This window comes from Nonomuraea terrae (genome assembly GCF_044465245.1).
Taxonomy (GTDB): domain Bacteria; phylum Actinomycetota; class Actinomycetes; order Streptosporangiales; family Streptosporangiaceae; genus Nonomuraea; species Nonomuraea terrae.
The window spans coordinates 566,217-590,798 of record NZ_JBITLL010000002.1; the positions used below are offsets into that span (position 1 = coordinate 566,217).

Here is a 24,582-nt window from a genome sequence, read left to right on the forward strand (position 1 = left end):
GCCGTCGCGCGTCTCGGCCGGCGCGGTGAACGCGACGCCCGCCTCCCTGGCGCGCGCCGGGCACGGCTCCAACGCCGCCTCGTCGAACGCGTCCGCGTCCAGCCCCCGACGGGCCCGGTCGGCCATGGTCGGACCCTGTCCGGCCGCCCGTCCAGGGGATGAACCGGGAGCAATAGGATCATGCCGCATGAGCCTCATTCAGCGGATCAAGGACGACCCCGAGCTCGCCGATCTCCTCATCCACCCGTTCGACTTCGACCTGGACCGCCCCTACTGGGTCGGCGAGGAGGAGACGCTGCGGTCGGGGCAGCCGAAGGAGGCCGTGGCCGGCATGGCGAGCGGCTGCGGCTACTTCTTCTGCGGCGAGGGCGGCGAGGAACGCCCGGTGCTGTACCTGTCGTCCGACGGCATGACGAGCCTGGTCGCGGAGAACCTCACCGACCTGCTCACCCTCGTGGTGGCGGCGCCCTGGTGGCTCGACTGCCTCATCCGCTGGCGGGGCGGCGTCGAGGCCATGCGCGCGATGTCCGAGGAGTGCCGGGCCGAGTTCGTCGAGGAGGACTTCCCCGATCTCGCCGAGTGCCAGGAGCGGGTCGCCGCCGCGCTCGGGCTCGACCTGACGGCCGACGTCATGGGAAGGCTGCTGGCCGCCGCGCGGCGTACCGATCCCGATTTCATCCTCGTCCACGACGAGGGCCACGAGCTGACGCCGATCGTCCCGGCCGCCGCCGCCGTCTGAGAGGCGGTCAGGCGGGCGCGATGTTGTGGTTCACGCGGAACAGGTTGCGCGGGTCGTACCGCTTCTTGATCGCGGCGAGCCGGTCGTGGCGTTCGCGGCCGTAGGCGGCCCGCAGCTCGTCCGGGGTGGTGCCCTGGGAGGCGGTGAGGAGGTTGGCGTTCATCTCGTCCTGCGTCCACGGCGCCAGTGCCCCGGCCAGGGCGGCCAGCTGCGCGCGGAAGACCGGGGCCTGGTCGGGGGCGCCGGCGCCCGAGGCGATCAACGCCCATCGTGCGTTCCGGCCGGACACCGCGTTCGGCACCGCGGGCGGGCGGGCGAGTGCGCCGTCGAGGAGCCGCACCTCGACGAAGCCCAGCCGCGTCCCGGAATCGGGGCCGATCTGCCTGAGGAGCGCGTCGGCGGCCTCGCCGGGGAAGTCCCGCAGCGCCGACGACCGCTCGACCCACGGCGCGGGCCGGGGCGGGTCCATGTGCAACGTGCGGGCCATGCGGTAGGGGGTGTCGGCGATCGTGTCCAGCACGGGCGGCGCGATCGCCCGCATCGGCGCGAGCAGGCGTCCGGCCTCCTCCGCCGGCAGCAGGGACGAGAACCGGACGTGCACGACGAACGTCCCCCGCAGGGGCTCCGGCACCCCGGGCAGCGGCGGCCGGCGCAGGAACGCGATGGAGGACGTCGTCTCCAGCGGCAGGCCGGTCGTCCACTCGCGCCAGGTGCGCAGCACCTCCGCCGCGTGCTCGCCGGCGAAGAACAGGCCACCGCCGTAGAAGCGCTCAACCGGGAAGAGGCTGAACTCCAGCGCGGTGACCACGCCGAAGTTCCCCTTGCCGCCGCGCAGCGCCCAGAACAGGTCGGGCTCGGACGTGGCGGTGACCCGGCGCGACGCTCCGTCCGCGGTGACGATCTCGACGGCCTGTACGTGGTCGGCGGCGTACCCGTGCGTGCGGCCGAGGATCGGGCTGTGCCCGCCGCCGAGGTGGTAGCCGACGACGCCGACGGTGGGTGAGGCGCCGCTGACCCCGGCGAGGCCGTGCTCGCCCGCTTCGTCGAGCACCTGATGCCAGCGGGCGCCGCCCTCGACGCGGGCGAGCCGGCGGCCGGGATCGACGTGGACGGCGTCCATCCGCGACAGGTTGATCAGCACCGCGCCCCCGGCCTCGCCGACCACCTGGTGCCCGGTCGCCAGCACGGCCACCGGCAGGTCGCGTCCGGCGGCGAACCGGACCGCGGCCCGCACGTCGGCCACGCCGGTCGCCCCGACGGCGACGGCCGGTCGCACCGGGGTCATCAGGTTGAACGTGGCGCAATCGGCCTGGTAGCCATCGTCGCCGGGCAGCGACACAGGACCGGCGATCCGCGTGGCGAGATCGGCGGCTTCCGCGCTGCTCAGCGAGGCAGGGCCTGTCGTGTCGTACGAGGTCATCCGTCTCGGCCTTCCGTATCCGGGCTCGTGATGGCCTTACGTTACACATAGTGTGTGTAACGCAGAGAGGGCGGCTCGATGACACGCATCTCAGACGCGGCTTCCCTGCCGGGTCGCGTGAGAGCCTGAGCGCATGTTCCCGCAGACTCCCGCCGCCGCGGCGGCCCTGTCCGTGGCCAGGCGTTTCTGCTCGTCCGCGCTGCTCAACCACTGCCTTCGCTCCTACCTCTGGGGAGCGATGTACGCGACGGCGCACGGCATCGACCACGACGACGAGCTCTATTACGTCTCGGCGCTGCTCCACGACATCGCGCTGACGGAGACGTTCGACAGCCACACCGTGCCGTTCGAGGAGGCGGGCGGGCGGCTGGGCTGGGTCTTCGGGGTTGCGGCCGGCTGGCCGGCGGATCGGGCCGCCAGGGTCGAGGACGTCATCGTGCTGCACATGCGCGACGACGTGTCGGCGTTCGCCGACCCCGAGGCCCACCTGCTGCAGGTCGCCACCAGCTGGGAGGTGACCGGACGGCATCCCGGGGAGTTCGGCGCGGACGCGCGGGCGGAGATGCTCGGCCGCTATCCCCGGCTGGGGTTCGGCACGGAGTTCCTGGCGTGCTTCGAGGACCAGGCGAGACGGAAGCCGGACAGCGCCGCCGCGGCGTCGGTCCGCAACGACGTCGCGGGGCGGATCGCCGCCAACCCCCTCGAATCAGCCTCCTGACCCCGGGGCTCCGGGTCAGCCGGTGATGCGCATCAGGGTGATGCGGTCGCCGTTCACGGTGAAGGCGAAGTCGGACGGGCCGTTGAAGCCGTCGCCGCCGACCTGGGCCGACACCGTCGTCGTGGCGCCCGACCGGCGCACGCCGGTGACCTTCAGGCTCGCCCGCACGCCGATGAACTCCTTGTCGCTCCAGCCTCTGACGGCCTGGTGGCCGCGGAAGATCCGCCCCCAGTCGTCCACGGCCCCGTCGTCGGCGAAGAGCGCGAGGAAGGCGTCGGTGTCACCGGCGTTCGCGGCGTCGACCGCCTGCTGGATGACGGGAGGCAGATCAGTCATGAGCGTGTCCTTGGTACGGGTCCTGGGTGCGGGTCCTGGGTGGACGGCCGCATGAGCGCGGCGAGTCCCTGCCCATGCGGTCGTGTACGTCCAGGATCACAGCGCGGCCGCGGCGAGGGAATCGCCGGGCCTCGGGTTGTGGACCCCAGGTTGCGCGGGCTACGCGAGGCTCTTGTGGTAGACGCGGAAGTCGCACGCGGTGGCCAGCAGGGGCGCCAGCGCCGGATAGCTCTCCGCGACGTCGCCGACGCTGACCATCCGGTAGCCGAGCCGTCCGTACCAGTCCGCCAGGAACTCCTTCGACGGGTGCGACCAGGTCTGCGGGGTCAGCAGCTCCAGCTGCATGACGCGGCGGCCCTCCGCGCGGGCGCGCTCCTCGGCGAACCGGACGAGCTCGCGGCCCGCGCCGATGCCGCGGTGCTCGGGCGCGGCGGCGAGCATCCCGAACTCGCCCAGCTCGTCGCTCAACCGCTGGACGCGGACGCATCCGACGGCCCGCCCGTCCAGGCGGGCCACGGCGATCTGCCCCGCCCGGGTGAACTCCGCGAGCTCCGCCGCGCTCGTACGGGCGGCGCCCTCGCGCCACAACCCCTTCTCGGAGTCGGCGTACACCGCGTTGACCAGGTCGGCGAGCGTGGACATCAGCGCGGCGTCCTCGGCCGCCTGCTCGGGGAGCGGCTCCACCAGGAGCCGCTGCGGCGGCCGTCCGTCTTCCCGCATGTGGTCCCTCCTGACATCGGGAAAGGAACGCCCTTCAGGGCACAAAACGGCAAGTCTACGCACCGTCCCCGGCGACGGATCACCCGGTCCGGACGGTGACCTGAGGTTCGCGGAGCGGGAAGTGACACGCGGCCGAGTGGCCGGGGTCGAAGTCGCGCGGCTGCGGCTCCTCCTCGGCGCAGCGGGCCTGCGCGCGCGGGCACCGGGTGCGGAAGCGGCAGCCGGACGGCGGCTCGTACGGGCTCGGCATCTCCGAGCCGATCTCGATCCGGTCGCCGTCTCCGGCGTCGGGGTCCGGCTCGGGGATCGCGGCGAGCAGCCCCGCGGTGTACGGGTGCGCCGGGCGCAGGTAGATGTCGTCGGACGAGCCGGTCTCGACGAGTTTGCCGAGGTACATCACCCCCACCGTGTCCGCCATATACCTGACGACCGTCAAATCGTGAGAAATCACGACATAGGTGAGACCGTGCTTGGCCTGCAGCCGCTTCATCAGGTTGAGCACCTGGGAGCGTACCGAGACGTCCAGCGCGCTCACCGGCTCGTCCGCCACGATCACCCGCGGGTTGAGCGCCAGCGCGCGGGCCAGCGCGATGCGCTGCCGCTGCCCGCCGGAGAACTCGTGCGGGTAACGTTCGAGCACGCTGTGCGGCAGGCCGACCTCGTCCAGCAGCTCCCGGATGGCCGCCAGCTGCTCGGCGGCCGTGCCGATGCCCTGAGCCTCGAACGGCTCGCGCAGGATGGCGCCGATGCGCATGCGCGGGTCGAGCGCGTCGAGCGGATCCTGGAACATCATCTGCAGGTTGCGGCGGTGCCGGCGCAGGGCGCGTCCGCGCAGCTCGTTCAGCTTGCCGCCCAGGGCGGTGACGCTGCCGGAGCTCGGCGGCTCCAGCGCGACGATCATCTTGGCCAGGGTGCTCTTGCCGCAGCCGCTCTCGCCGACGAGCCCGAACGTCCGGCCCGGCTCCACCGCGAACGACACCCCGGAGACGGCCTTGACGCTGCGCTGCCGGCCGCGCAGCGCGAAGCGGCCGCCGCCGTACTCCTTGACGAGGTCGTCGACGTCCAGCACGGGGCCGGCCTGCTCCGTGTCCGGGACGGGCGCCTGCGCGGGGGTCGTGGCCGGGTCGAGGGGCCCGTCCACCGGATGCCAGCAGGCCAGGGTGTGCCCGGGGCGGGCGGCGGCGAGCGGCGGCGCCTCCCTCTCGCAGCGCTCGGTGGCGTGCGCGCAGCGGGCGGCGAACCGGCAGCCGGCCGGCGGATCCAGCAGGTCGGGCGGGGCTCCGGGGATGGAGTAGAGCGTGTTCTCGCGTGGCTGCGTCAGCCGCGGCGTGCACGCCAGCAGCGCCTGCGTGTACGGGTGCCGCATGCCGGTGAAGAGCTCGCGGGTGGGGGCGCTCTCGACGATGCCTCCGGCGTACATGACGCTGACCCGGTCGGCCCAGCGCGCGATCACGCCCATGTCGTGCGTGATCAGCAGCATGGCCATGCCGAGCCGGTCCTTGAGGTCGTGCAGCAGCCGCAGGACCTGCGCCTGCACGGTCACGTCGAGCGCCGTGGTCGGCTCGTCGGCGATCAGCACCTTCGGCTCGCACGACAGCGCCATCGCGATCATGACGCGCTGCCGCAGCCCGCCGGACAGCTCGTGCGGGTAACTGCCGAGCCGTTCGGCGGGGCGCGCGATCCCGACGAGCGCCAGCATCTCCAGCGCCCGCTCGCGGGCCTGCCTGGCGCTCGCGCCGAGGTGCAGCCGGATCGGCTCGGCGACCTGCTCGCCGATGGTCTTGGTGGGGTTGAGGGAGGTCATCGGGTCCTGGAAGACCATCGCGATCTCGTTGCCGCGGATCCGCCGGTACTGCCGCTCCGGCAGGCCGACCAGTTCGCGGCCCTCCAGCTTGATGGAGCCGGCGGCGACGTGCCCGCCGGGCGGGAGCAGACCCATGATCGACAGCCCGGTCATCGACTTCCCGCTGCCCGACTCGCCCACCAGCCCGAGGGTCTCGCCCTTGCGCAGCAGCAGGTCGACGCCGTTGACGGCGGCGACGGCCGACGTCCGCAGCCGGATGCCGGCGGACAGGCCCTCGACCGCCAGGACCTCACCGTCGCCGGCCATCATCGGCCCCTTTCCGTGCGGGCGGCCATCAGCGCCGCCTCAGCCGTACGTCGATCGAGTCGCGCAGCGCGTCGCCGACGAAGTTGAACGCCATGACGACGAGGACCAGGCAGCCCCCGACCGGGTAGATCAGCCACCAGGCGCCCTCGAACAGGTAGCTGACGCCCTCCGACAGCTGCGTGCCCCACTCGACGTCGGGGTAGTTGAGCCCGAAGCCGAGGAAGCCCAGCAGCGACACCGCGATGATCGCGTCGGCGACCTGGAAGGTGATGTTCACGATCACCACGCCCAGCGCGTTCGGGATCAGATGCCTGGTGATGATCCGCAGCTTCGTCGCCCCCATCACGGTCGCCGCGGCGACGAACCCGCGCGAGCGCAGCGAGAGCACCTCGGCCCGCACCAGCCGGGCGGGCGCGAGCCAGGAGAACGCGCCCAGGATCAGGCTGAGCGACAGGACCGTCGAGCTGAACCGGGTGGCCGCGATCAGCACGATGAACAGGAACGGGATCGACAGCAGCGTGTCGACCACGCGCATCATGACCCCGTCCACGACGCCGCCCGCGAGCCCGGCGACGGTGCCGTAGAGCGTGCCGATCGCGGTGGCGATCAGGGCCGCGAACAGCCCGATCTGCAGGGACGCCTGCCCGCCCCGCATGATCCGCCCGAGCACGTCGAACCCCTGCGCGTCGGTGCCGAGCGGATGGGCGGCGTCCGGCGGCAGCAGACTGCTGACCGGGTCGACCGTGACCTGGTCGGTGACGTAGAGGTGGGGGCCGGCGAAGCAGAACAGGACGAGCGCGACGATGATGCCGACGCCGAGGACGGCGAGCCGGTTCTGCGCGAACGACCGTACCGCGAGCCGCCATCCGCTCGTGAGCTCCGGTACCGGGCGTGCCGTTGCCGTCTCTGTCATGCGTTCTGCGTCCTCGGGTCGCTGACCGCCACGACCAGGTCCGCGAGGAGGTTCCCCAGCACGGTCATGATCGAGGCGACGAGGGTGTAGCCCAGCAGGACCGGATAGTCCTGGTTGTTGAGGCTGTTGAAGAACAGCAGCCCCAGGCCCGGATAGTTGAAGACCGACTCCACCACCAGGTTGCCGGCCAGCAGCAGCGGGATCGACATGCCGATCAGGGTGACCAGGGGCAGGCAGGCGTTGCGCAGCAGGTGGCGGGTGAGCACCATGCGCGTCGACAGGCCCTTCGCCCGCGCCACCCTGATGTAGTCCTGCGCCAGCTGGTCGAGCGCGGCCGAGCGCTGGTAGCGGGAGTACATCGCGACCGTGACGCCGGTCAGCGTCAGCACCGGCAGCAGCATGGCGCGCGGCTCGGTGAAGATCACGAAGTTCGAGCTCGACTGCGACGCCTGGGCCGGCAGAATGCCCAGCCCCAGCGCGAAGACCTGGATCAGCAGCATCGCGAGCAGGAAGACGGGCATCGAGTACGCGACGAAGGTCAGCGCGGTCAGCACGTTGTCGCCGACGCTGTTGCGCTTGACCGCCTGGAACACGCCCAGCGGGACCGCGATGCCGATGGCCAGCACGAGCGCCGCCCCGGCGAGCATCGCCGTCCGCCCGGCGTTCTCGGCGAGCAGGTCGTTGACGCTCTGGTTCAGCCGGTAGGAGTAGCCGAGGTCGCCCTGGAGGAGATCGCCCAGGTACATGACGTACTGCACCACGAGCGAACGGTCGTAGCCGTGCTCCCGGTCGAAGGCGGCCACCGCCTCCACGCTCGCCTCGACGCCCAGGATCGCCCGGCCGGGTGACCCGGACAACCCGTGCAGCATCATGAAGGTGATCAGCGAAACGCCGAGCACCACGACGGCCGACGTCGCCAGCCGCCGCAGCACGTACCGAGTCACACCGCCCTCCTCTCGCTCGCCGTCGCCGCTACTTCAGGTACCAGTACTCGGGGGTCAGCACCGTGGTCGGCAGGGCGGCGAACGTCTCCTGCGGCCCGGACAGCGTGTCCTTCCAGGCCCAGATGGTGTGCGCGTTCGGCAGCCAGAGCACGGGCAGGTTGGTCCGCAGGTGTTCGATCTCGGCCTTGACCGCGTCGCGGTCGTCGCCGTGCACCGAGGCGCGGATCAGCTCGTCGGTCTTCGCGTCGCTGTAGGCGCCCACGTTGCCCGAGCCCTCGGAGTCGAAGGTGCCCGTCATCGTGGGGTACGGCGTGATGCTGAAGCCGCCCCAGGTGGACATGGCCCATTCGCCGGCCTTGTCGGGGGCCGCGGGCACGTTGTAGTTCTGGATCAGGAAGCTGAACGTCTTCGGCGCGACCGAGATCGAGATGCCGAGCTTGCGGGCCTCGGAGGCGAACGCGGTGCTGACCGCGCTGTGCAGCTGCGGCTCGCTGCGGTAGAAGAGGTTGAACCTGATCGTCTGGCCCCGCGGGATGCCTTCGCCGCACTCCGTCGGCCCGCTGCCGGGGCGCTCGCACGTCGTGGCGCCGTTCGGCACGACCTTCCAGCCGTGCTCCTCCAGCAGCTTGCGAGCCGCGGCCGGGTCGTACGGGTAGGGCGCGGTGGCGACGTCGGGTGAGGCGTACGGGGAGGTCGCGGGCGCCGTGCCGTAGCTCTCGGCCGCCGCGCCGTTGTACATGCCCTTGCTGGCGATGTAGCCGGGCTGGTCGATGAGGTGCTGCAGCGCCTGCCGGACGTAGAGCTGGCCGAGGATCTTGTCGACGTTGTCCGTCGTGTCCTTGAAGTTCAGCATGATGAAGTTGAAGCCCAGCCGGGGCGCGCCGTAGACGTGGTATCCGGCCGCCTTGAGCGCCCTGACCTGGCCCACGTGGGCCTGATCCACCGTGGCCATCGTCAGGTTGCCGCTCAGCAGCTGGTTGAACTTCGCGGTCTCCGAGGTGAACGGCCGGAAGTTCAGCGTCTGGATGCGGGGCTTCTGCGGACCGGTGTACTTCTCGTTGGCGGTCATCGCGTAGAAGTTCGTGGTCACGTCGAAGGCGCTCAGCCGGTAGGGGCCGTTCACCGTCTGCCAGAGCGGGTTCGAGGCGAACGTGGCCGGGTCACGCGAGGCCTTGTCGAGGTAGGTGTAGATCGCCTCGGCGTTCTCCGGGTCGGCGTGGTCGAGGATCGGCCCGTCGGCCGAGGCGCGGGCCCACTGCTTGGCCGGGAGCGGCACGACCGAGGTGAGCTGGTCGGTGGTGAACCACTCCGGGTTGTAGGCCTCCTTCAGCTTGATCGTCACGGTGCTCGCGTCCGTCGCCGTCACGCTGTCGAGGTTGTCGGGGAACTGGCCGGGCGTGTAGCCGGCCCAGTTGGCGGCGTTCTTCCGCAGCGCCGCCTTCACCAGGTTGACGAAGAAGACCACGTCGCCGGCCTCGACCGGGTTGCCGTCGGACCACGTGTAGCCGGGCTTCAGCTTGATGGTCACCGTCTTGTTCTCGTCGGAGAACTCCGGCAGCTCGGCGAGGCTGAGCTGCGGGTTGACCTTGGGGCTGGCCCCCTCGGGGAACCAGTACAGCGGCCGGTACATCAGCCGCTGGAACTGGTACGTCACGTACGTCGAGTTGAACGCGCCGGGCACGATCGGCAGCACGTAGTACGGCCCGGCTCCGGGCTGCTGGGCGATGTCGACGGCGCCGCCGTCCTTGGGGGTGCCCGACTCGGGCGGCAGCTCGCCGAAGGTCTGCGAGCCCTGCGTACGGCCGGCGGCGGCGCCCTGGTCACCGGTGTCGCCCGTTCCGCCGCTGCACGCGGAAAGGGGCAGGAGCGTAACCAGGACCGCGGCGGCGAGTGCCCGCCGCGCGCGAACGCCGTTCATGACCGCACCATCGCGATGTCCGTGCCGTATCGGTCTGTGTCCACGTAAGCCCTGCTCCTTGTGCCGTATCCGGGGAGAACTGGGCGGCCGGGCCGTCAGCTGCCCCAGACCGCCTTCGCGTAGGTGTAGAAGTTCCGGCCGAGGATCTTCTCGATCCTGGCCGTCGAGTAGCCGCGTCGCTCCAGCAGACGCGCCAGCTCCCGGAACTGGTCGACGCCGCGCAGGTCGACGACGAACGGGAAGGTGTCGCTGCGCTCCCCCGCCGCGGACGCCCCGGCGGCGCGGCGCCGGGCGACCTGCTCGGCGAGCCGGTCGCGGTAGGCGTCGAGGTCGTCGATGGCGGTGATCGTGCCGTCGGTGCCGATGCCGACGTGGTCCTCGCCGCACACGTTCACCGCGTGCGCGATGTGCTCGACCACGTCCTCGGCGCGGGCGTGCCCGGAGGCGTCGAGGAACGGCATGAAGTAGATGCCGACGAAGCCGCCCTGTGAGGCGACCAGCCGGAGCTCCTCGTCGGTCTTGTTGCGCGGCAGGTCGACCAGGGCGCGGCAGCCCGTGTGGTTGATCGAGACGGGCTGCCGGGACGCCCGAGCGGCCTCCAGGCAGGTCCGCTCGCCGCTGTGCGACAGGTCGACCATGACGCGGTGTTCGTTGAGCCGCTCCACGACCTCGTGGCCGAGCGGGGTCAGGCCGCGGTTGCCCGGGGCCATGCAGCCGTCGCCGACCTGGTTGGCCTGGTTGTAGGTCAGCTGGATGACGCCTACGCCGCGCTCGGCGAAGGTGGCGACGCGCTCCGGCCGGTCCTCGACCGCGGCGGCATTCTGGAAGCCGTAGATGATGCCGATCCTGCTCCGCCGGGCGGCCTCGGCGATGTCCCGCGCGGTGCGGATGTGCGTCAGGTCGTCGTGGTGGGTGCGGATGATCGCGTCCCAGGTGTCGAGCTCGCGCAGCGTGTGCTCGTAGGGCGGGAAGTCACCCATGGTGTAGCCGAGCGTGACGTTGATCGCGGTCACGCCGGAGGCGTGCGCGTCCGCGAGCGTGCGCGCGTCGATGGTGAGCTGGTCGCTGGTCTGCACGAGGCCGGCGGAGGCCGAGGCCGACGCGACGGCGTTCGGGTTGTCCAGCACGCCCAGCGCGTTCACGACGATGCCGCCCGTGAGGTCATGGCTCATCGCGCCTGCTCCTCGGTGTTCGCGGCGGTCCGCCGGTCGTAGTCGGCGCGGTCGTGACGACGCCCCCGCTTGACCGTCGTGAGGACGCGGCGCAGGTGGCCGATGTCCTCGTACGGGTCGTCGGCGACGATCACGAAGTTGGCCAGTTTGCCGGGGTGCACGCTGCCCGTCGTGGCCTCCTGGCCCATCGCGGCGGCCCCCGTGAGGGTGGCGGCGCGCACGACCTCGCGGGGCGGCACGCCCATCGCGTGGACCAGGTAGTGGAGCTCGTCGTGGAGCGAGGGGTAGGGGTCGCCGGGCGGCGTCTCGTAGTCGGTGCCGGTGCACAGGGCGACGCCGGCCCGCCGCGCGCGGTCGATCAGCCGCCGCAGCACCTCCTCGGCGAGGCCGTCGGCGCCGGGCGGGCTGAGCGGGATCCGCGCCACGACGCTCGCGGTCGCGTCGAGGATCGTGCCGCGGCGCCGCATGTCGTCGAAGAGCCCGTCGACGGCGCCGGGCGGCGCGTCGAGGAAGCGCTGGTAGACCTCGGCGAGGTGGGCGCGCTGACCCCGGTAGGCCGGCGGCCGTAACCCGGACAGGTGGTAGGCGAGCATGTGGGCGTGGGAGAGCACGTCGACCCCGGCCGCCACGACCTCGCCGGGCAGGGCGGGGAACACCGACGCGTGCGCCCAGACACGCAGGCCCTGCCGGTGGGCCTCGGCGGTGACGCGGGCGACCAGCGCGGCGTCGAGGTCGGCGTAGACCTTGATCGCCTGCGCGCCGGTGCCGCGGGCCATCGCGACCGCCAGCGGCAAGTCGGTCTTGTCGTCGATCGCCCGCATCCACGGCACGGCGCCGGGCGTGGCACCCTGCGAGACCTGCCACGTGCGCGGGTCGTCGAAGAAGCTCGGGCCGGCCATCAGTGCGGCGGAGCAGATGTCGGGGCCGGCGATCTCGCCGAGCAGCGCGGCGCGCCCGAGGTCGGCCATCTGGCGCAGGTCGCCGGCCATCTCGCGGATCGCGGTGACGCCGCCGTACAGCTGGCGGCGCATCGTCTCCTCGGCCTGCGCGCGGTTGGGCGGGGTGGACAGGTGCTGGTGGGTGTCGATCAGACCGGGCAGCAGGTACGCCCCCGCCAGGTCGACGACCTCCGCCCCGGACGGCACGCTCAGCTCGGCGTCGGGGACGACCGCTTCGATCACCGGCCCGCCGGTCACCACCGCCATGCCGCGGCGCACGGGGCCACCCGTGCCGTCGATGAGGGACACGTCGCGGTAGACCGTCGTCTCGCCAGGCGCCGCGGGCGCGAAGGGCGTGGGGGCGGGGTCGTTGCCCGCGACGGGTCGCGCGTCGTTGTCGGTCATGGCGATCGCCGGATCTCCGTTCCAGGGCCGTCAGGCGGGGGTGCTGCGGACGGAATGTGTTACATACACCGTAACAACTGTTGTAACAGTAGCAACATCTGTTAACATGCGTCAACCATGGAATGATGTGCTCAGCCGACCGTGGAGGGACGTTGCCCAGACCGGCCAGCTCCGCCGTGGACAAAGCCCTGGATCTCATCGAGGCGGTCGGCCGGGCCGACCGCCCTGTTCGCCTCAGCGAACTGGCGAGCCAGGCGGGGATGCACCGCGCCACCGCCTACCGCATCCTGGTCGACCTGGTGCGGCGCGGCTGGATCATGCGCAACCAGGACCACTACCTTCCGGGCCCCGTCGTGCTGCAGTTCTCGCAGGCCGCGGCGGCCAACTCCATCACGGTGCTCAGCCGTCCCGTGCTGCAGACGTTGTCCGACCAGACGGCGATGATGGTCAACCTGCAGGTCCTCGAGCCCGAGGGCGGCCGCGTGATCGACGTCGTGCGGCCGCCCAGGCTCGCGATGATCACGGATCTGCTCGGCGAGCTGCTGCCGATCCACAAGTTCGCCGGGCCGCTGGCGCTGGTCTCCGCGCTCGACGAGGCCGCCCAGATCCCCTACGTACGCGCCGCCGAGGCGCAGGGCCATCCCCCCGAGGCCGGCGACGAGCTGCTGAAGGACCTGTCCCTGGCCCGGCGCACCGGGTTCGCGCTGGAGCGCGGCCGCAACGAGGACGTCGTGGCCTCGCTGAGCCGCGCGGTGCTCACCGGCAACGGCCGCCCCATCTGCGCGCTCACCGTCGTCGGCCCCGACAGCGAGTTCGACGACGCCACGCTGACGAAGCTGAAAGAGCATCTGTCCGCCGCCGCGGACGAGCTGCGCCGCACCCTCGACGGCACGACCCCCGGAGCCGACCTTGACTGACACCGCGGTGAGCGGAGTTCTCGTCCTCGACCGCGAGCAGACCAGGGCGGCGTTAACCGCCGAGGCACTCCTGGCCGCGGTGCGCACCGCGCTCGTCGCCATCAGCCGCGGCGAGGTCTCCGCGCCACCGCGCGTCGCCGCCCGCTCCGGCCACGGCCTGCTGGGCGCGATGCCCGGTTACGTGCCCGAGCTGGGGCTGGCCGCCAAGCTGGTGTCGGTCTTCTCGGCCGTCGCCGACGGGGGCCACGGCGCCCACCGCGGCATCGTGGCGTACTTCGACGAGGTGACCGGGCGGCCGCTGGCCGTCATGGACGCCGAGACGGTCACCGCGGTCCGCACGGCGGCCACCGCGACCGTCGCCATGCGGGCCCTGGCGCGCCCCGGCGTCACCCGGATGGCGGTGATCGGCACCGGCACCCAGGCCCGCGCCCAGATCGACCTCATCGCCTCGATGGACTCCGTCGAGCTGCTGGTCGGGGCCCGTGACGTGGGCAACGCCGAGAGCGTCGTCGCGCGGCTGGCGGCCGGCTCGGCGATGACGGTCGAGGCGGCGGCCCGGGGCGCCGACGTGGTGTTCTGCTGCACCTCCAGCCGCGAGCCCGTGCTGCGCCGGTCGTGGCTCGCCGACGGCGCGCACCTCAGCTCGGTCGGCGGCTCCGACGGCCCCGAGTTCGGCGACGACACCCTCGAGGCGTCGTCGTTGTTCGTGGAGTGGCCGGGCGCCGTGACCGAGCCGCCGCCGGCCGGCGCGTGGGAGCTGCAGAGCACCGATCCCGAGCGGGCGAGCCTGATCGGCGCCGTGCTCGACGGGGCGCACCCGGGGCGGCGCTCGGCGCGGGAGCTGACGGTCTTCAAGTCGACCGGACATGCCGCGCTCGACGTGGCGGCGGCGTCGGTGGCCTACCGGGTGGCCCGCGAGCGTGGGCTGGGCCTCAGCGTCGATCTGTAGCGGGTCGATCTGCAGCGGGTCGATCCGCAGCCGGTCGATCTGTGGCAGGCGGCACGGCGGTGACCGGCCTGCTGGTCACCGGGCTGGAGAAGATCATGGTGCTCGACGGCTTGCCGTACGCGGCCAGCCGGTCGATCAGCGACTCGAACGCCGCCATCGACGGGACGGCGATCTTCAGGATGCTGCACACGTCGCCGGTGACCCGGTGGATCTCGCGGATCTCCGGCCAGGTCGCGACATCCGGGTCGCGCAGCACGCACGAAGGCCCGTAGCAGGTCAGCTGCACGAACGCGGAGACGTCCCAGCCGGCCCGCGCCGGATCGACCACGGCGTGGTAGCCGGTGATCACGCCCGACTCCTCCAGCCGCCGGACCCGCTCCGCCACGGCGGGCGGCGACAGGTGGACGCGGCGCGACAGCTCGTTGAAGGAGAGCCGGGCGTTGTCCTGGAGCTCACGCAGCAGCTCCCAGTCCATGGCGTCCATCAGGCGGTCCTTTCGATCGTCAACGGCCTGGCCGATATTGATACCAAACGTGAAGTCACTCGGGTGAAGCGCCGTTGTCCTGGCATTCCTTCCGGCGTACGGCCGCACCATCATGATGGGCCGGCACGTGAAAGGAGCGCGGCGACATGCGGCAGACGGAACGGGTGCGTCCGACCTCGGACCTCGAACGGGCGGAGCGGGCCCGCGCGGGCGGCGGGACGCCGACCCTCGACTTCGAGCGGGAGACCCCCTACGACGCCTACGTGCGCACCGGCGTCCTGCACAGCCTGCAGCGCCCGCTCAGCGACGCACCGGGCGAGATGGCGTTCCTGGTGGTCACCCAGGTGATGGAGCTCTACTTCCACCTCGTCGCCCACGAGCTGGGCGCCGCCCAGGAGTCGCTGCGCGCCGACCGGTCCGACGAGGCCGCGGGGGCGCTGCGCCGCACGGCCCTGCACCTGGAGGCGCTGAACGCCGCCTGGCGTGGCCTGCGCTGGATGACGCCGGCGGACTTCAACCGGTTCCGCGACCTGCTCGGCGAGGCGTCGGGACTGCAGTCGGGCATGTACCGGCTGGTGGAGTTCCGGCTGGGGCTCAAGAGCGAGGCACTGCTGCGGCCGTTCCGGCGCAGCCCGGGCGGTGCGGCGCTGCGCCGCGCGTTCGCCGAGCCGAGCCTCTGGGACGACACCGTCGCCCTGCTCGCCCGGCGCGGCCACGACCTGCCGGACGAGGTGCTGCACCGCGACCCGCGGGCGGCGTACGAGCCGCACGAGGCGGTCGAGCGCGCCTGGGTCGCGGTCTACCGCGACGGACCCGACGACCTGCGCCGGCTCGGGGACGCCCTGGCCGAGGTCTCCGAGGGGTTCGGCGACTGGCGCCACCAGCACGTGGCCGCGGTGCGCCGCACGATGGGCGCCAAGCCCGGCAGCGGCGGCTCCAACGGCCTGGCCTGGCTCGAACGCGGCATGGCCCGCGTCGTCTTCCCCGAGCTCTGGTCGGCCCGTACGCACATGTGACGTCGGGCGCCGTCCGTTCGCCGCGACGAACGTGGCCCCTCTCATTGGTCGTCCGGCACGAATCGTCCCGCCCGCACCTTGGCATACCGTCGCCAGTGAACATCCCAGAACGAGAGGCGGCAGGTTGATCGCGGTCAGGGAACTCCATGAGGTGGCGGAGTTCGAGCGGCTCCTCGCCCTGTACGAGGAGATCTGGCACTTCGAACCGGGCGACCCGCCCATCACGATCGAGCTGCTGCGCGCGCTGTCGCACGCCGGCAACTACGTCGCGGGGGCGTACGACGGGGAGCGGCTCGTCGGCGGCTCGGCCGCCTTCTTCGCCGCGGACGGCGCGCTGCACTCCCACATCACCGGCAGCGCCGCGGGCCGCGGCGTCGGCCTGGAGCTGAAGCTGCACCAGCGCCGCTGGGCGCTGGAGCGCGGCGTGCGGCGCATCACGTGGACCTACGACCCCCTCGTGCGCCGCAACGCCCACTTCAACCTCGCCAAACTGGGCGCGCGCCCGCAGGAGTACCTGCCGTGCTTCTACGGCGTCATGAACGACGCGATCAACCACGGCGACGAGAGCGACCGCCTGCTCGCCTCCTGGCAGCTGACCGCGCCACACGTGGAGGCGCTCGTCCGCGGGGAGCCGCACGACGTCCCGAGGCCGCCGGACGCCGCGGTCGCGCTGGCCGACGAGGACGGGCGTCCCGTGACCCGCCGGGCCGGCGCCGCGACGGTGCTGGTCGCGCTGCCCGCCGACATCGAGGCGTTGCGCCGCGCCGACCCGGGCATGGCCAAGGCGTGGCGGCACGCCGTCCGCGACGTGCTGGGCGGCCTGATGGCCGACGGCGCGGCCGTGACGGGGTTCTGCGAGAAGTCCTTCTACGTAGTGGAGAGATAGTGAAGATCACCGGAGTTGAGCTGCGGCGGATCGCGATGCCGCTGGTGGCGCCGTTCCGCACCTCGTTCGGCACCGAGACCACCCGCGACATCCTGCTGGTGCGCGTGGTGACGCCGGACGGCGAAGGATGGGGCGAGTGCGTGGCGATGTCCGAGCCGCTGTACTCCTCCGAGTACGCCGACGGCGCCGCCGACGTGATCCGGCGTTTCCTGCTGCCCGCGCTGCCGCGGACGCTCCACGCCAACGACGTGGCCGGCGCGCTGGAGCCGATCAAGGGGCACCGCATGGCCAAGGCCGCCCTGGAGACGGCGGTGCTGGACGCGCAGCTGCGGGCGGCGGGCGAGTCGTTCGGCCGGTTCCTGGGCGCGGCCCGCGCCCGGGTACCGTGCGGCGTCTCCGTCGGCATCATGGACTCGATCCCGCAGCTGCTCGACGCCGTGGCGGGCTACCTCGACGAGGGTTACGTCCGGATCAAGCTGAAGATCCAGCCGGGCTGGGACGTCGAGCCGGTACGGGCGGTGCGCGAGCGCTTTGGCGACGACCTGCTGCTGCAGGTGGACGCGAACGCCGCGTACACGCTGGTCGACGCCCGGCAGCTGGCCAGGCTCGACGACTTCGACCTGCTGCTGATCGAGCAGCCGCTGGCCAACGACGACTTCGTCCAGCACGCCAAGCTGGCCAAGCAGCTGAAGACGCCCATCTGCCTGGACGAGTCGATCGAGTCGGCCGAGCACGCCGCGGCGGCGATCGCGCTCGGCTCCTGCTCGATCGTCAACATCAAGCCGGGCCGGCTGGGCGGCTACCTGGAGGCGCGGCGGGTGCACGACCTGTGCCGGGCCAACGGGATCGCCGTGTGGTGCGGCGGCATGCTGGAGACCGGCCTCGGCCGGGCCGCGAACGTCGCCCTGGCGGCGCTGCCGGGCTTCACCCTGCCGGGCGACACCTCCGGCTCGCGCCGCTACTTCGCCACCGACATCACGGCGCCGTTCGAGCTGGAGGACGGCCACCTGCGGGTGCCGACCGGCCCGGGCCTCGGCGTCGAGCCGCTCCCCGAGGTGCTCGACGAGGTCACCACCTCGACGGAGTGGATCACCCTCTGAGCCGCGGCACCGCCGCCAGCAGCGCGCGCGTGTAGTCGTGCGCGGGCTCGCCGACGACCTGCTCGGCGGGCCCGTGCTCGACCACGTGCCCGCGGTGCATGACCGCGATCGTGTCGGCGACGTACCGGACGACGGCCAGGTTGTGCGAGATGAACAACATCGACAGGCCGAGCTCGTCGCGGAGCTCCCGCATCAGGTTGAGCACCGCTCCCTGCACCGACACGTCCAGCGACCCGGTGATCTCGTCGGCGACCAGCAGCGCGGGCTCGCCGCCGAGCGCGCGGGCGATGGCCACCCGCTGGCGCTGCCCGCCCGACAGCTCGCGCGGGTAACGTCCGGCCAGCTCGGCGGGCAGCTGGACGAGGCCGAGCAGGCGCGGCACCTCGGTGGCGCGGCGCCGCTTGGCGATCCCCTCCCCCACCGTCTCGCCGACCGTCATGCGCGGGTCGAGCGACGCGTACGGGTCCTGGAACACCATCTGCACGCGCGGCGCGCCCGTGATCCTCCCGGTGTACGGGACGAGCCCGCTCACGGCCCTGGCCAGTGACGACTTGCCCGATCCCGACTCGCCCACGAGGCCGAGGACGTGGCCGTCCGGGATGTCGAGGGTGACGTCGTCGACCGCGGTGAAACCGCCGTAGCGGACGCTCAGCCCTTCGATCCTCACGACGTGACCTCCCAGCAGGCGACCCGCCGACGCGGGCCGTGGACGACGAGTTCTGGACGTTCGGTACGGCAGCGTTCGGTGGCCAGCGCGCAGCGGGCGGCGAACGCGCAGCCGGCGCCGACCTGGGCCGGGGCCGGCTGCGTGCCCGGGATGCCGGCCAGCGGGCGGCTCCGGTCGGTGTCGAGGTCCGGCAGGGACGCGATGAGCGCCCGCGTGTAAGGGTGAGCGGCGCCGGCGGCCAGCCGGTCGGCGGGCAGCTCCTCGACGACGCGGCCGGCGTACATGACGACGACGCGGTCGCACAGCTCACCGACGACGGCGATGTCGTGCGAGATGAACAGCAGGGCGGCGCCGGTCTCCTCGACGACCTCGCGCAGCAGCTTCAGGATCTGCCGCTGCACGGTCACGTCCAGGGCAGTGGTGGGCTCGTCGGCGATGATCAGGCGGGGCTCGCCCATGAGGCCCATCGCGATGACCGCGCGCTGCCGCATGCCGCCGGACAGCTCGTGCGGGTGCTGGCCGGCCTGCTTGGCGGGGTCGGGCAGGTGGACGTGGCCGAGCCGGTCGACGGCGCGGCGGCGGGCGTCCGCCCGGCTCATGCCCTGGTGCACGACGGCCACCTCGGAGAGCTGGCCGCCGACCCGCAGGGCGGGGTTGAGCGAGGCCATCGGGTCCTGGAAGACCATGGCGAGCGCGGTGCCGAGCTCCTTGCCGGACATGCCGGCGACGTCGGCGCCGCCGAGGCGCAGCCGCCCGTACGTGACGGTGCCCGGGTAAGGGACGAGGCCGCCGATGGCGGCGGCGGTCAGGCTCTTGCCGCTGCCTGACTCGCCGACCAGACCGACGATCTCGCCGGGGGCCATGGTCAGCGACAGGCCGCGTACCGGGGTGGAGCCGCCGGGGAAGGAGACGGTCAGGTCGCGCACCTCGAGGACGGCGTCCGGGTCGGGCTCGCCCTCGGCCCGCGGCGGTTCGGTGCGGGCGCTCTCCTGCCGTCCGGCCGAGGAGCGGGCGGCGGCCCTGGCCAGGGTGTCGCCGAGCAGGTTGAAGCCGATGCCGGCCAGCGCGACGAGCGCCGCCGGGCCGAGCGCCACCTCGGGATGGACGTAGATGCGCGCGAACCCGTCGAAGAGCAGGCGTCCCCAGTCGAAGTCCGGGGGCTGCACGCCGAGGCCCAGGAACGACATGCCGGCCAGGCCGAGCAGCGCGCCGCCGAGCGACTGGGCGAGGTTGAGGATGAGGGGTTCGGCGATGTTGGGCAGGATGTGCCGGGCCAGGATGCGGCGGCGCGGCACGCCCAGCATGCGGGCGGCGGCCACGTAGTCGGCGCCGGCGACGGAGGCGGCCAGCGTCTGGGTGAGCCGCGCGAAGCCGGGCGCGATGGCCACGCCGATGCCGAGCACCGCGCCGCGGGCGCCGAGCCCGGCGATCACTGCCGTGAACATGGCCAGCAGCAGGCCGGGGAAGGCCACCAGCGCGTTGACCAGGCCGGTGACCAGCCGGGCGCCGCGCCGGGGCAGCACCGACGGCAGGGCGCCGAGCACGGTGCCGAGCACGGCGCCGATGAGCGTGGCGGCCAGCGCCAGGGCGAGGGAGTAGCGGCCCGCCACCAGGACGCGGGCCAGCAGGTCGCGGCCCAGGTTGTCGGTGCCGAGCGGGTGCTCGGCGGAGGTCCCCTGGAGGATGGCGCCGGCGTTGATGCGCTCGGCGGCCTCGCCCCAGATCAGCGGCCCGGCGATGGCCAGCACCACCATGAACGCGACCAGCACGCCGCTGATCAGCGCGGACGGGCTCCGCCACACGGCGCCCCTGGACGCCGCCTTCCGCGCCTGCCCGCCCTCGTCCGGGACCGCTTCCGACTGGCCGGTGGGCCGGGCGTTGTCGTCGACCCGCATCAGGCCGCGACCTCCTTGATCTCCGAGGTGGGGTCGAGCGCGCCGAGCACCAGGTCCACGACGAGGTTCACGACCAGCACGATGGCGCCGTAGACGAGGATCACGCCCTGCGCGACCGGATAGTCCTTCTGCGTGATCGACTCGACGATCTTCTGGCCGAGACCGGGCCAGGCGAAGACGTACTCCACCAGGACGCTGCCGGCGATCAGCGAGGTCAGCAGCAGGCCGCCCATGGTCAGGGTGGCCGTGAGCGTGTTGGGCAGCACGTGGCGCAGGTGCAGGCGGAGCGCGGGCAGGCGTTTGGCGCGGGCCAGCCGGACGTAGTCGGTGCCCAGCTCGCGCAGCGTCTCCACCCGGGTGATGCGGGCGATCATCGCGATCGACCCGATCGACAGGGCCAGCACGGGCAGCACGTACGTGAGGGGCCCGTCCTTGCCCGCGGGCGGGAACCAGCCGAGCCCGACGGCCAGGACGGCCACCAGCGCGATCGAGTACAGGAACTCCGGCACCGCGACGGCCGCGCCGGTGACCGTGCCGAAGGTGACCTCGGTGCCGCGGTTGCGGCCGTTCTCGGTGCGGACGGCCGCCCACATGCCGAGCGGCACGGCCACGATCAGCGCCACGGCGGTGGCGAGCAGCGCCAGGGTGAGGGTGTTCGGCAGGCGGGCCGCGATGACCTCGCTGACCGGCTCGCCGGTGAGGAACGACGTGCCGAGGTCGCCGGTCAGCACGCCGCCGACGTACGTGACGAACTGCTCGGGCAGCGGCCGGTCGAGCCCGAGCGCGGCGGTGCGCTGCTGGACCAGCTCGATCGGCGCGGCCGGGCCGAGCGAGGCGCGGACCGGGTCGCCCGGGATCAGGTGGATCATCGCGAATGACGCCGTGAGCAGCACGGCCAGCGACACGGCGAACCGCACGATCCGGCGCACGGCCATGCGCAGCGCTCTGCGCACGGCCGTGCGGTCAGCCGTCCTGGCCGGCCGCGCCGCCGGGGCCCCCACCGGGGTCTCGGGCGGGGTCTCGGGCGGGCGCGCGTCCGTCCGTGGGTCGGTCACTCAACCTCCCTGCGTGAGGCGGATCGAGGTGGGGACCAGCGAGCCCGCCGAAACGCGGAACGTGGCGCCCTTGCCCGCGACGAGCACCGTGGTGTCCACGACGGGCACCAGGTCGGCGGTCTCGAACAGGGCCGACTCCGACTCCAGCCACTTCGGGCAGCCCTCGGCGGACGGCAGCTTGCTCGCCTCGGCCACGAGCTGCTCGTAGCGCTTGTTGGCCAGGTGGGCGAAGTTGGCGCCCTCGGGGGCGGCCGGGCCGGACAGGAAGCCCACCAGCTGGCTGGGCAGGATGACGCCGATCGGCAGCCAGACGACGTCCCAGTCCTGGGTGGAGTTGAGCGACTCCGACAGCTTGGTGTCGATGACGCCGTTGAGCTTCACCTCGACGCCGAGCTTCTTCCAGGCGTCGGCCATGTACTCGGCGGCGGCCTGGTAGCCGGGGCCGCGGGTGGTGGCGTACATGTAGCGCAGGCTCAGCCGCTTGCCGTCCTTCGTCCTGACGCCGTCGGCGCCGGGCTTCCAGCCGGCCGCGTCGAGTGCGGCGGCCGCGGCGGCGGCGTCGAAGGCGGGAACGTGGCCGCTGACCGTGTCGCCCTGGCAGGGGCGGGGGTCCATGACCAGGCCGGTGGCCGGCTGGCCGGTGCCGCCGGAGGCGATGCCGGCCAGCTCCTTCACGTTGAGCGCCTGGGTGAGGGCCTTGCGGACCTCGGGGTCCTTGGTGGGCCGGTCGTCGCCCTGGTGGTAGAAGAACTGGCCGTTGCCGGCCGAGACCAGCTGCTTGTTCACGCCGGGTGCGGACTCGATGCGGGAGCGGTCGGCGCCGATGAAGTTGGCGCCGTTGATCGTGCCGGCGATGAGCATGTTGGCGGCGGTCTGCTCGTTCGGCACGACCTTCATCACCAGCGTCTCGGGCAGCTCCTTGGCGGTGGCGCCGGCCGGTCCCCAGACATAGTCGCGCCGGGCCTTGAACGTGTAGTGGTCGCCGGGCACGGCCTCGGTGAGCTGGTACGGCCCGCTGCCGGAGGTCGCCCGGGCGATCGAGGCGCGGTCCTTCGCCCCCTTGCCGCAGACGATGAAGATCGACCGCGCGCTCTCCAGGATGAAGCTGAACGGCTCCGGCATGGACAGCGTCACGGTGCCGGCGGCGTCGTCGGCCTCCGCCTTCATGCCGGCGGGCACCATCACCCCGTAGATGGGCGACTTGGAGGCGGGGTCGGCGATGTGGTTGACGTTGTCGGCCACGTTGGTGGGGGTCACCGGGGAGCCGTCGGAGCAGGTGACGCCCTTGCGCAGCGTGAACGTGACCGAGTCGGGCTTGACGTCCCACTTCTCGGCCAGCGCCGGGACGATCTTGCCGTCCGCTCCGACGGCCACGAGAGTGTCGTACGCCACGGAGAGCACGTTGTTGGTGACCGTCAGCACGCCCTGGGCGGGGTCGAGGACGCCGGGGTCGGCGGGGATGGCGTAGGTGAAGGTGCCCGCGGTGACCGGTCCGCCCTGCTGCTCGGGGGCGCCCGTCGTGCCTCCGCACGCGGCCGTCAACAGAGCGAGGCCGGCGAGGGCCGCGACTGCGGGTTTTGTCATGGGGGACTCCAGACGAGCGTCGGGGGGTGGGCACAACCTTCCTGCCTGCGCAGATCCGGTTCTATGTGCCCGTACACGAAAAAAGCGGGTCTGTGTGGTGCTATCGGCCGAAGATCCGCATCTGCAGCATCACCGTGAGCCGGGCGTCGGGGTCGGACAGGTCGAGCCCGCTGATCTCGACCAGGCGCTTGAGCCGGTAGCGGAAGGTGTTGGCGTGCACGTGGACCCGCGCGCTGGCCACGTTGACGTCGCCGAACGCGTCGAGGTACGCCCGCAGGGTGGCGGCCAGCTCGGTGCCGTGCTCGGCGTCGTGCTCCAGCAGCCGCTGGTACGGCCCGGTCGGGGCCTGCTCCTCGGCGGCGGCCACGTCGGCGACCTGGAGCAGCAGCGACTCGAAGTGCACGTCGGTGTAGCCGGCCGCCTGGCCGGTGGTGCCGCGGGCGCGCAGCACGCGCAGCGCCCGGTCGGCGTCGGCCCGGGACCTGGCCACCTGCGAGAGGTTGGCGGCCAGCCGGCCCACGCCGATGTTGGCGGCGTGCCGGGGCCCGACCCTGGCCAGGAAGCTCTCGGCCACGCGCACCGCCCGCGCCTCCTCGTCGCCCACCGAGTGCAGCGGCAGCACGGCGTAGGCGATGGAGCCGACGGACGCGGCGGCGGCCTTCGGGTGGATGGCGGCGACGTGCAGCGCGAGCGCGTCGCAGAAGCGCTGCCGGTCGCTCTCGCCGCGCGCGGGGTCGGCGGCGGCGGCGTCGGTGAGCTGGGCGGCCAGCACGCACAGGCGGGTGGTGGCGATGCCGAGCCGTCCGGCGGCCTCGGGCGCGTCGGCGCCGCCCGCCAGCACGGTGGACAGCAGGTCGGCGCGCAGGCGCCGCTGGGTGTCGGCCCCGGCGCGCTCGCGCAGCAGCTGCAGCGCGACGATCTTGGCGGCGTCCGCGAGGGCGCGCCGGCGCTGCTCGCTGAGCGGCTCGCGCACGGCCACCCAGATCGAGCCGAGGATCTCGTCGCCGCTGCGCACGGCCACGGCCGTGCGGTTGATCACGCCGTCCGCACCGAGCTCCATGTAGACGGGCTCGCGGCTCTGGTAGAGCTCCTTGAAGAAGCCGCGCTCGTCGAGCATCCGCAGGTAGCGCTCGGGCACCTGACGGCCGAGCACGGTCTCGACGCGGCCCTGGTCGGCCTCGTCCTGCCGGCCGGAGAAGGCCAGCACGCGCGACGACCTGTCCTCGATCGTGACGGGCGCGTCGAGCAGCGCGCAGACGGCGTTGGCCAGCGAGAACAGGTCGCCCTGCGGGCCCTGCCCCGGCTCGGCCAGGTCGCCCTCGGCCAGCAGCGAGCGCAGCAGCGCGGCGACCTGCGCCCAGGAGGCGGCCCGGGTGAGGGCGAGCACGGCCACGCCGGTCTCCAGGACGGTGGCGCGGACCTCCTCCTCCACGTCGACGGGCAGCTTCACGACGACGCCGGCGGCTCGGGGGGCGCGCCGGATCAGGGAGCAGATCTCCGCGGCCCCGCGTACGCCGACCGCCAGCACGATCCCGCCCGGCGGCACGATGAGCTCGTCGAGCGGGTCGAAGATGTGCACGCCGGTGACCTCGGTGTCGAGGTCGCCGGGAGAGGCCGCCACGTCGAGGACGGTGGTGCCGAGATCCTGCAGAATCCGTCCCAGGCTGGCGCGGGGGCGGTTCCTCATCCGCTCACC

22 protein-coding genes are annotated in these 24,582 nt (G+C 72.6%); 7 read left to right on the forward strand and 15 right to left on the reverse strand.

The window, feature by feature from the left end:
- Nucleotides 1–187: 187 nt before the first annotated feature.
- Nucleotides 188–739 (forward strand): hypothetical protein, encoded by a 552-nt coding sequence (locus ACIBP6_RS08995; RefSeq protein ID WP_397050274.1) that lies wholly within the window; start codon nucleotides 188–190, stop codon nucleotides 737–739.
- Between the two features lie 7 nt (nucleotides 740–746).
- Here the strand turns inward: ACIBP6_RS08995 and ACIBP6_RS09000 are convergent, their stop codons facing one another.
- A complete protein-coding gene (locus ACIBP6_RS09000) occupies nucleotides 747–2,159 on the reverse strand; it encodes an FAD-binding oxidoreductase (RefSeq protein ID WP_397050275.1) in 1,413 nt (470 codons plus the stop codon).
- Nucleotides 2,160–2,292: 133 nt separating this feature from the next.
- Between ACIBP6_RS09000 and ACIBP6_RS09005 the strand changes: the two genes are divergently transcribed.
- On the forward strand, nucleotides 2,293–2,877 hold the full coding sequence (locus tag ACIBP6_RS09005; protein WP_397050277.1) for an HD domain-containing protein: 585 nt from the start codon (nucleotides 2,293–2,295) through the stop codon (nucleotides 2,875–2,877).
- A gap of 15 nt (nucleotides 2,878–2,892) precedes the next feature.
- Here ACIBP6_RS09005 and ACIBP6_RS09010 read toward each other — a convergent pair whose 3' ends face one another.
- From ACIBP6_RS09010 to ACIBP6_RS09045, 8 genes are all read right to left on the reverse strand, one after another.
- Nucleotides 2,893–3,213 carry a nuclear transport factor 2 family protein gene (locus ACIBP6_RS09010; protein WP_397050279.1) on the reverse strand — a complete coding sequence of 107 codons (321 nt, stop codon included), beginning with the start codon at nucleotides 3,211–3,213 and terminating at the stop codon, nucleotides 2,893–2,895.
- Between the two features lie 159 nt (nucleotides 3,214–3,372).
- On the reverse strand, nucleotides 3,373–3,933 hold the full coding sequence (locus ACIBP6_RS09015; RefSeq protein WP_397050281.1) for a GNAT family N-acetyltransferase: 561 nt from the start codon (nucleotides 3,931–3,933) through the stop codon (nucleotides 3,373–3,375).
- Nucleotides 3,934–4,012: 79 nt separating this feature from the next.
- Nucleotides 4,013–6,043: a dipeptide ABC transporter ATP-binding protein gene (locus tag ACIBP6_RS09020; RefSeq protein WP_397050283.1), complete on the reverse strand. Its 2,031-nt coding sequence runs from the start codon at nucleotides 6,041–6,043 to the stop codon at nucleotides 4,013–4,015.
- A gap of 28 nt (nucleotides 6,044–6,071) precedes the next feature.
- Nucleotides 6,072–6,956, reverse strand: a complete 885-nt coding sequence (locus ACIBP6_RS09025; RefSeq protein WP_397050285.1) for an ABC transporter permease — start codon at nucleotides 6,954–6,956, stop codon at nucleotides 6,072–6,074.
- Nucleotides 6,953–7,900: an ABC transporter permease gene (locus tag ACIBP6_RS09030; protein WP_397050287.1), complete on the reverse strand. Its 948-nt coding sequence runs from the start codon at nucleotides 7,898–7,900 to the stop codon at nucleotides 6,953–6,955. Before ACIBP6_RS09030 ends, ACIBP6_RS09025 begins: the two co-directional genes overlap by 4 nt.
- 28 nt (nucleotides 7,901–7,928) lie before the next feature.
- Complete coding sequence (locus ACIBP6_RS09035) at nucleotides 7,929–9,818, reverse strand: ABC transporter substrate-binding protein (protein ID WP_397050289.1); 1,890 nt, start codon at nucleotides 9,816–9,818, stop codon at nucleotides 7,929–7,931.
- A 95-nt stretch (nucleotides 9,819–9,913) separates the two neighbouring features.
- The gene (locus ACIBP6_RS09040; RefSeq protein ID WP_397050291.1) at nucleotides 9,914–10,990 is read right to left on the reverse strand and encodes a dipeptidase; all 1,077 of its coding nucleotides are present in this window, start codon (nucleotides 10,988–10,990) and stop codon (nucleotides 9,914–9,916) included.
- Entirely contained in the window at nucleotides 10,987–12,333 is a 1,347-nt protein-coding gene (locus tag ACIBP6_RS09045) for an amidohydrolase family protein (RefSeq protein ID WP_397050293.1), read from the reverse strand. Before ACIBP6_RS09045 ends, ACIBP6_RS09040 begins: the two co-directional genes overlap by 4 nt.
- Before the next feature lie 152 nt (nucleotides 12,334–12,485).
- Here ACIBP6_RS09045 and ACIBP6_RS09050 point away from each other — a divergent pair, with 152 nt between their 5' ends.
- Together ACIBP6_RS09050 and ACIBP6_RS09055 are read left to right on the forward strand one after the other, a co-directional pair.
- Complete coding sequence (locus ACIBP6_RS09050) at nucleotides 12,486–13,250, forward strand: IclR family transcriptional regulator (protein ID WP_397050295.1); 765 nt, start codon at nucleotides 12,486–12,488, stop codon at nucleotides 13,248–13,250.
- Nucleotides 13,243–14,199, forward strand: a complete 957-nt coding sequence (locus ACIBP6_RS09055) for an ornithine cyclodeaminase family protein (RefSeq protein WP_397050296.1) — start codon at nucleotides 13,243–13,245, stop codon at nucleotides 14,197–14,199. Before ACIBP6_RS09050 ends, ACIBP6_RS09055 begins: the two co-directional genes overlap by 8 nt.
- On the opposite strand, the gene ACIBP6_RS09060 is transcribed toward ACIBP6_RS09055, so the two are convergent.
- Nucleotides 14,183–14,683 (reverse strand): Lrp/AsnC family transcriptional regulator, encoded by a 501-nt coding sequence (locus tag ACIBP6_RS09060; RefSeq protein WP_397050298.1) that lies wholly within the window; start codon nucleotides 14,681–14,683, stop codon nucleotides 14,183–14,185. The two genes, ACIBP6_RS09055 and ACIBP6_RS09060, sit on opposite strands and share 17 nt — an antisense overlap.
- A gap of 146 nt (nucleotides 14,684–14,829) precedes the next feature.
- Here ACIBP6_RS09060 and ACIBP6_RS09065 point away from each other — a divergent pair, with 146 nt between their 5' ends.
- From ACIBP6_RS09065 to menC, 3 genes are all read left to right on the forward strand, one after another.
- Nucleotides 14,830–15,699 (forward strand): tryptophan 2,3-dioxygenase, encoded by an 870-nt coding sequence (locus ACIBP6_RS09065; RefSeq protein ID WP_397050300.1) that lies wholly within the window; start codon nucleotides 14,830–14,832, stop codon nucleotides 15,697–15,699.
- A gap of 151 nt (nucleotides 15,700–15,850) precedes the next feature.
- On the forward strand, nucleotides 15,851–16,585 hold the full coding sequence (locus ACIBP6_RS09070; protein ID WP_397050302.1) for a GNAT family N-acetyltransferase: 735 nt from the start codon (nucleotides 15,851–15,853) through the stop codon (nucleotides 16,583–16,585).
- Nucleotides 16,585–17,685, forward strand: a complete 1,101-nt coding sequence (menC, locus tag ACIBP6_RS09075; protein WP_397050304.1) for an o-succinylbenzoate synthase — start codon at nucleotides 16,585–16,587, stop codon at nucleotides 17,683–17,685. The genes ACIBP6_RS09070 and menC overlap by 1 nt, the downstream gene beginning before the upstream one ends.
- Here menC and ACIBP6_RS09080 read toward each other — a convergent pair.
- The 5 genes from ACIBP6_RS09080 to ACIBP6_RS09100 all read right to left on the reverse strand — a co-directional run bounded on the left by ACIBP6_RS09080 (nucleotide 17,675) and on the right by ACIBP6_RS09100 (nucleotide 24,573).
- The gene (locus tag ACIBP6_RS09080; RefSeq protein ID WP_397050306.1) at nucleotides 17,675–18,352 is read right to left on the reverse strand and encodes an ABC transporter ATP-binding protein; all 678 of its coding nucleotides are present in this window, start codon (nucleotides 18,350–18,352) and stop codon (nucleotides 17,675–17,677) included. The two genes, menC and ACIBP6_RS09080, sit on opposite strands and share 11 nt — an antisense overlap.
- Nucleotides 18,349–20,247, reverse strand: coding sequence for a dipeptide/oligopeptide/nickel ABC transporter permease/ATP-binding protein (locus ACIBP6_RS09085; protein ID WP_397050308.1), 1,899 nt, complete (start codon nucleotides 20,245–20,247; stop codon nucleotides 18,349–18,351). Before ACIBP6_RS09085 ends, ACIBP6_RS09080 begins: the two co-directional genes overlap by 4 nt.
- The gene (locus ACIBP6_RS09090) at nucleotides 20,247–21,302 is read right to left on the reverse strand and encodes an ABC transporter permease (RefSeq protein WP_397050310.1); all 1,056 of its coding nucleotides are present in this window, start codon (nucleotides 21,300–21,302) and stop codon (nucleotides 20,247–20,249) included. Before ACIBP6_RS09090 ends, ACIBP6_RS09085 begins: the two co-directional genes overlap by 1 nt.
- The gene (locus tag ACIBP6_RS09095; RefSeq protein WP_397050312.1) at nucleotides 21,303–22,886 is read right to left on the reverse strand and encodes an ABC transporter substrate-binding protein; all 1,584 of its coding nucleotides are present in this window, start codon (nucleotides 22,884–22,886) and stop codon (nucleotides 21,303–21,305) included.
- A 100-nt stretch (nucleotides 22,887–22,986) separates the two neighbouring features.
- The gene (locus ACIBP6_RS09100; protein ID WP_397050314.1) at nucleotides 22,987–24,573 is read right to left on the reverse strand and encodes a PucR family transcriptional regulator; all 1,587 of its coding nucleotides are present in this window, start codon (nucleotides 24,571–24,573) and stop codon (nucleotides 22,987–22,989) included.
- Nucleotides 24,574–24,582 lie beyond the last annotated feature (9 nt).

Excerpts from the sequence above, each read along its gene's own strand:
- ACIBP6_RS08995 (WP_397050274.1), top strand. The coding sequence starts at position 188 with ATGAGCCTCATTCAGCGGATCAAGGACGACCCCGAGCTCGCCGATCTC.
- ACIBP6_RS09000 (WP_397050275.1), bottom strand. The coding sequence starts at position 2,159 with ATGACCTCGTACGACACGACAGGCCCTGCCTCGCTGAGCAGCGCGGAA.
- ACIBP6_RS09005 (WP_397050277.1), top strand. The coding sequence starts at position 2,293 with ATGTTCCCGCAGACTCCCGCCGCCGCGGCGGCCCTGTCCGTGGCCAGG.
- ACIBP6_RS09010 (WP_397050279.1), bottom strand. The coding sequence starts at position 3,213 with ATGACTGATCTGCCTCCCGTCATCCAGCAGGCGGTCGACGCCGCGAAC.
- ACIBP6_RS09015 (WP_397050281.1), bottom strand. The coding sequence starts at position 3,933 with ATGCGGGAAGACGGACGGCCGCCGCAGCGGCTCCTGGTGGAGCCGCTC.
- ACIBP6_RS09020 (WP_397050283.1), bottom strand. The coding sequence starts at position 6,043 with ATGGCCGGCGACGGTGAGGTCCTGGCGGTCGAGGGCCTGTCCGCCGGC.
- ACIBP6_RS09025 (WP_397050285.1), bottom strand. The coding sequence starts at position 6,956 with ATGACAGAGACGGCAACGGCACGCCCGGTACCGGAGCTCACGAGCGGA.
- ACIBP6_RS09035 (WP_397050289.1), bottom strand. The coding sequence starts at position 9,818 with ATGAACGGCGTTCGCGCGCGGCGGGCACTCGCCGCCGCGGTCCTGGTT.
- ACIBP6_RS09040 (WP_397050291.1), bottom strand. The coding sequence starts at position 10,990 with ATGAGCCATGACCTCACGGGCGGCATCGTCGTGAACGCGCTGGGCGTG.
- ACIBP6_RS09045 (WP_397050293.1), bottom strand. The coding sequence starts at position 12,333 with ATGACCGACAACGACGCGCGACCCGTCGCGGGCAACGACCCCGCCCCC.
- ACIBP6_RS09060 (WP_397050298.1), bottom strand. The coding sequence starts at position 14,683 with ATGGACGCCATGGACTGGGAGCTGCTGCGTGAGCTCCAGGACAACGCC.
- ACIBP6_RS09065 (WP_397050300.1), top strand. The coding sequence starts at position 14,830 with ATGCGGCAGACGGAACGGGTGCGTCCGACCTCGGACCTCGAACGGGCG.
- ACIBP6_RS09085 (WP_397050308.1), bottom strand. The coding sequence starts at position 20,247 with ATGCGGGTCGACGACAACGCCCGGCCCACCGGCCAGTCGGAAGCGGTC.
- ACIBP6_RS09095 (WP_397050312.1), bottom strand. The coding sequence starts at position 22,886 with ATGACAAAACCCGCAGTCGCGGCCCTCGCCGGCCTCGCTCTGTTGACG.
- ACIBP6_RS09100 (WP_397050314.1), bottom strand. The coding sequence starts at position 24,573 with ATGAGGAACCGCCCCCGCGCCAGCCTGGGACGGATTCTGCAGGATCTC.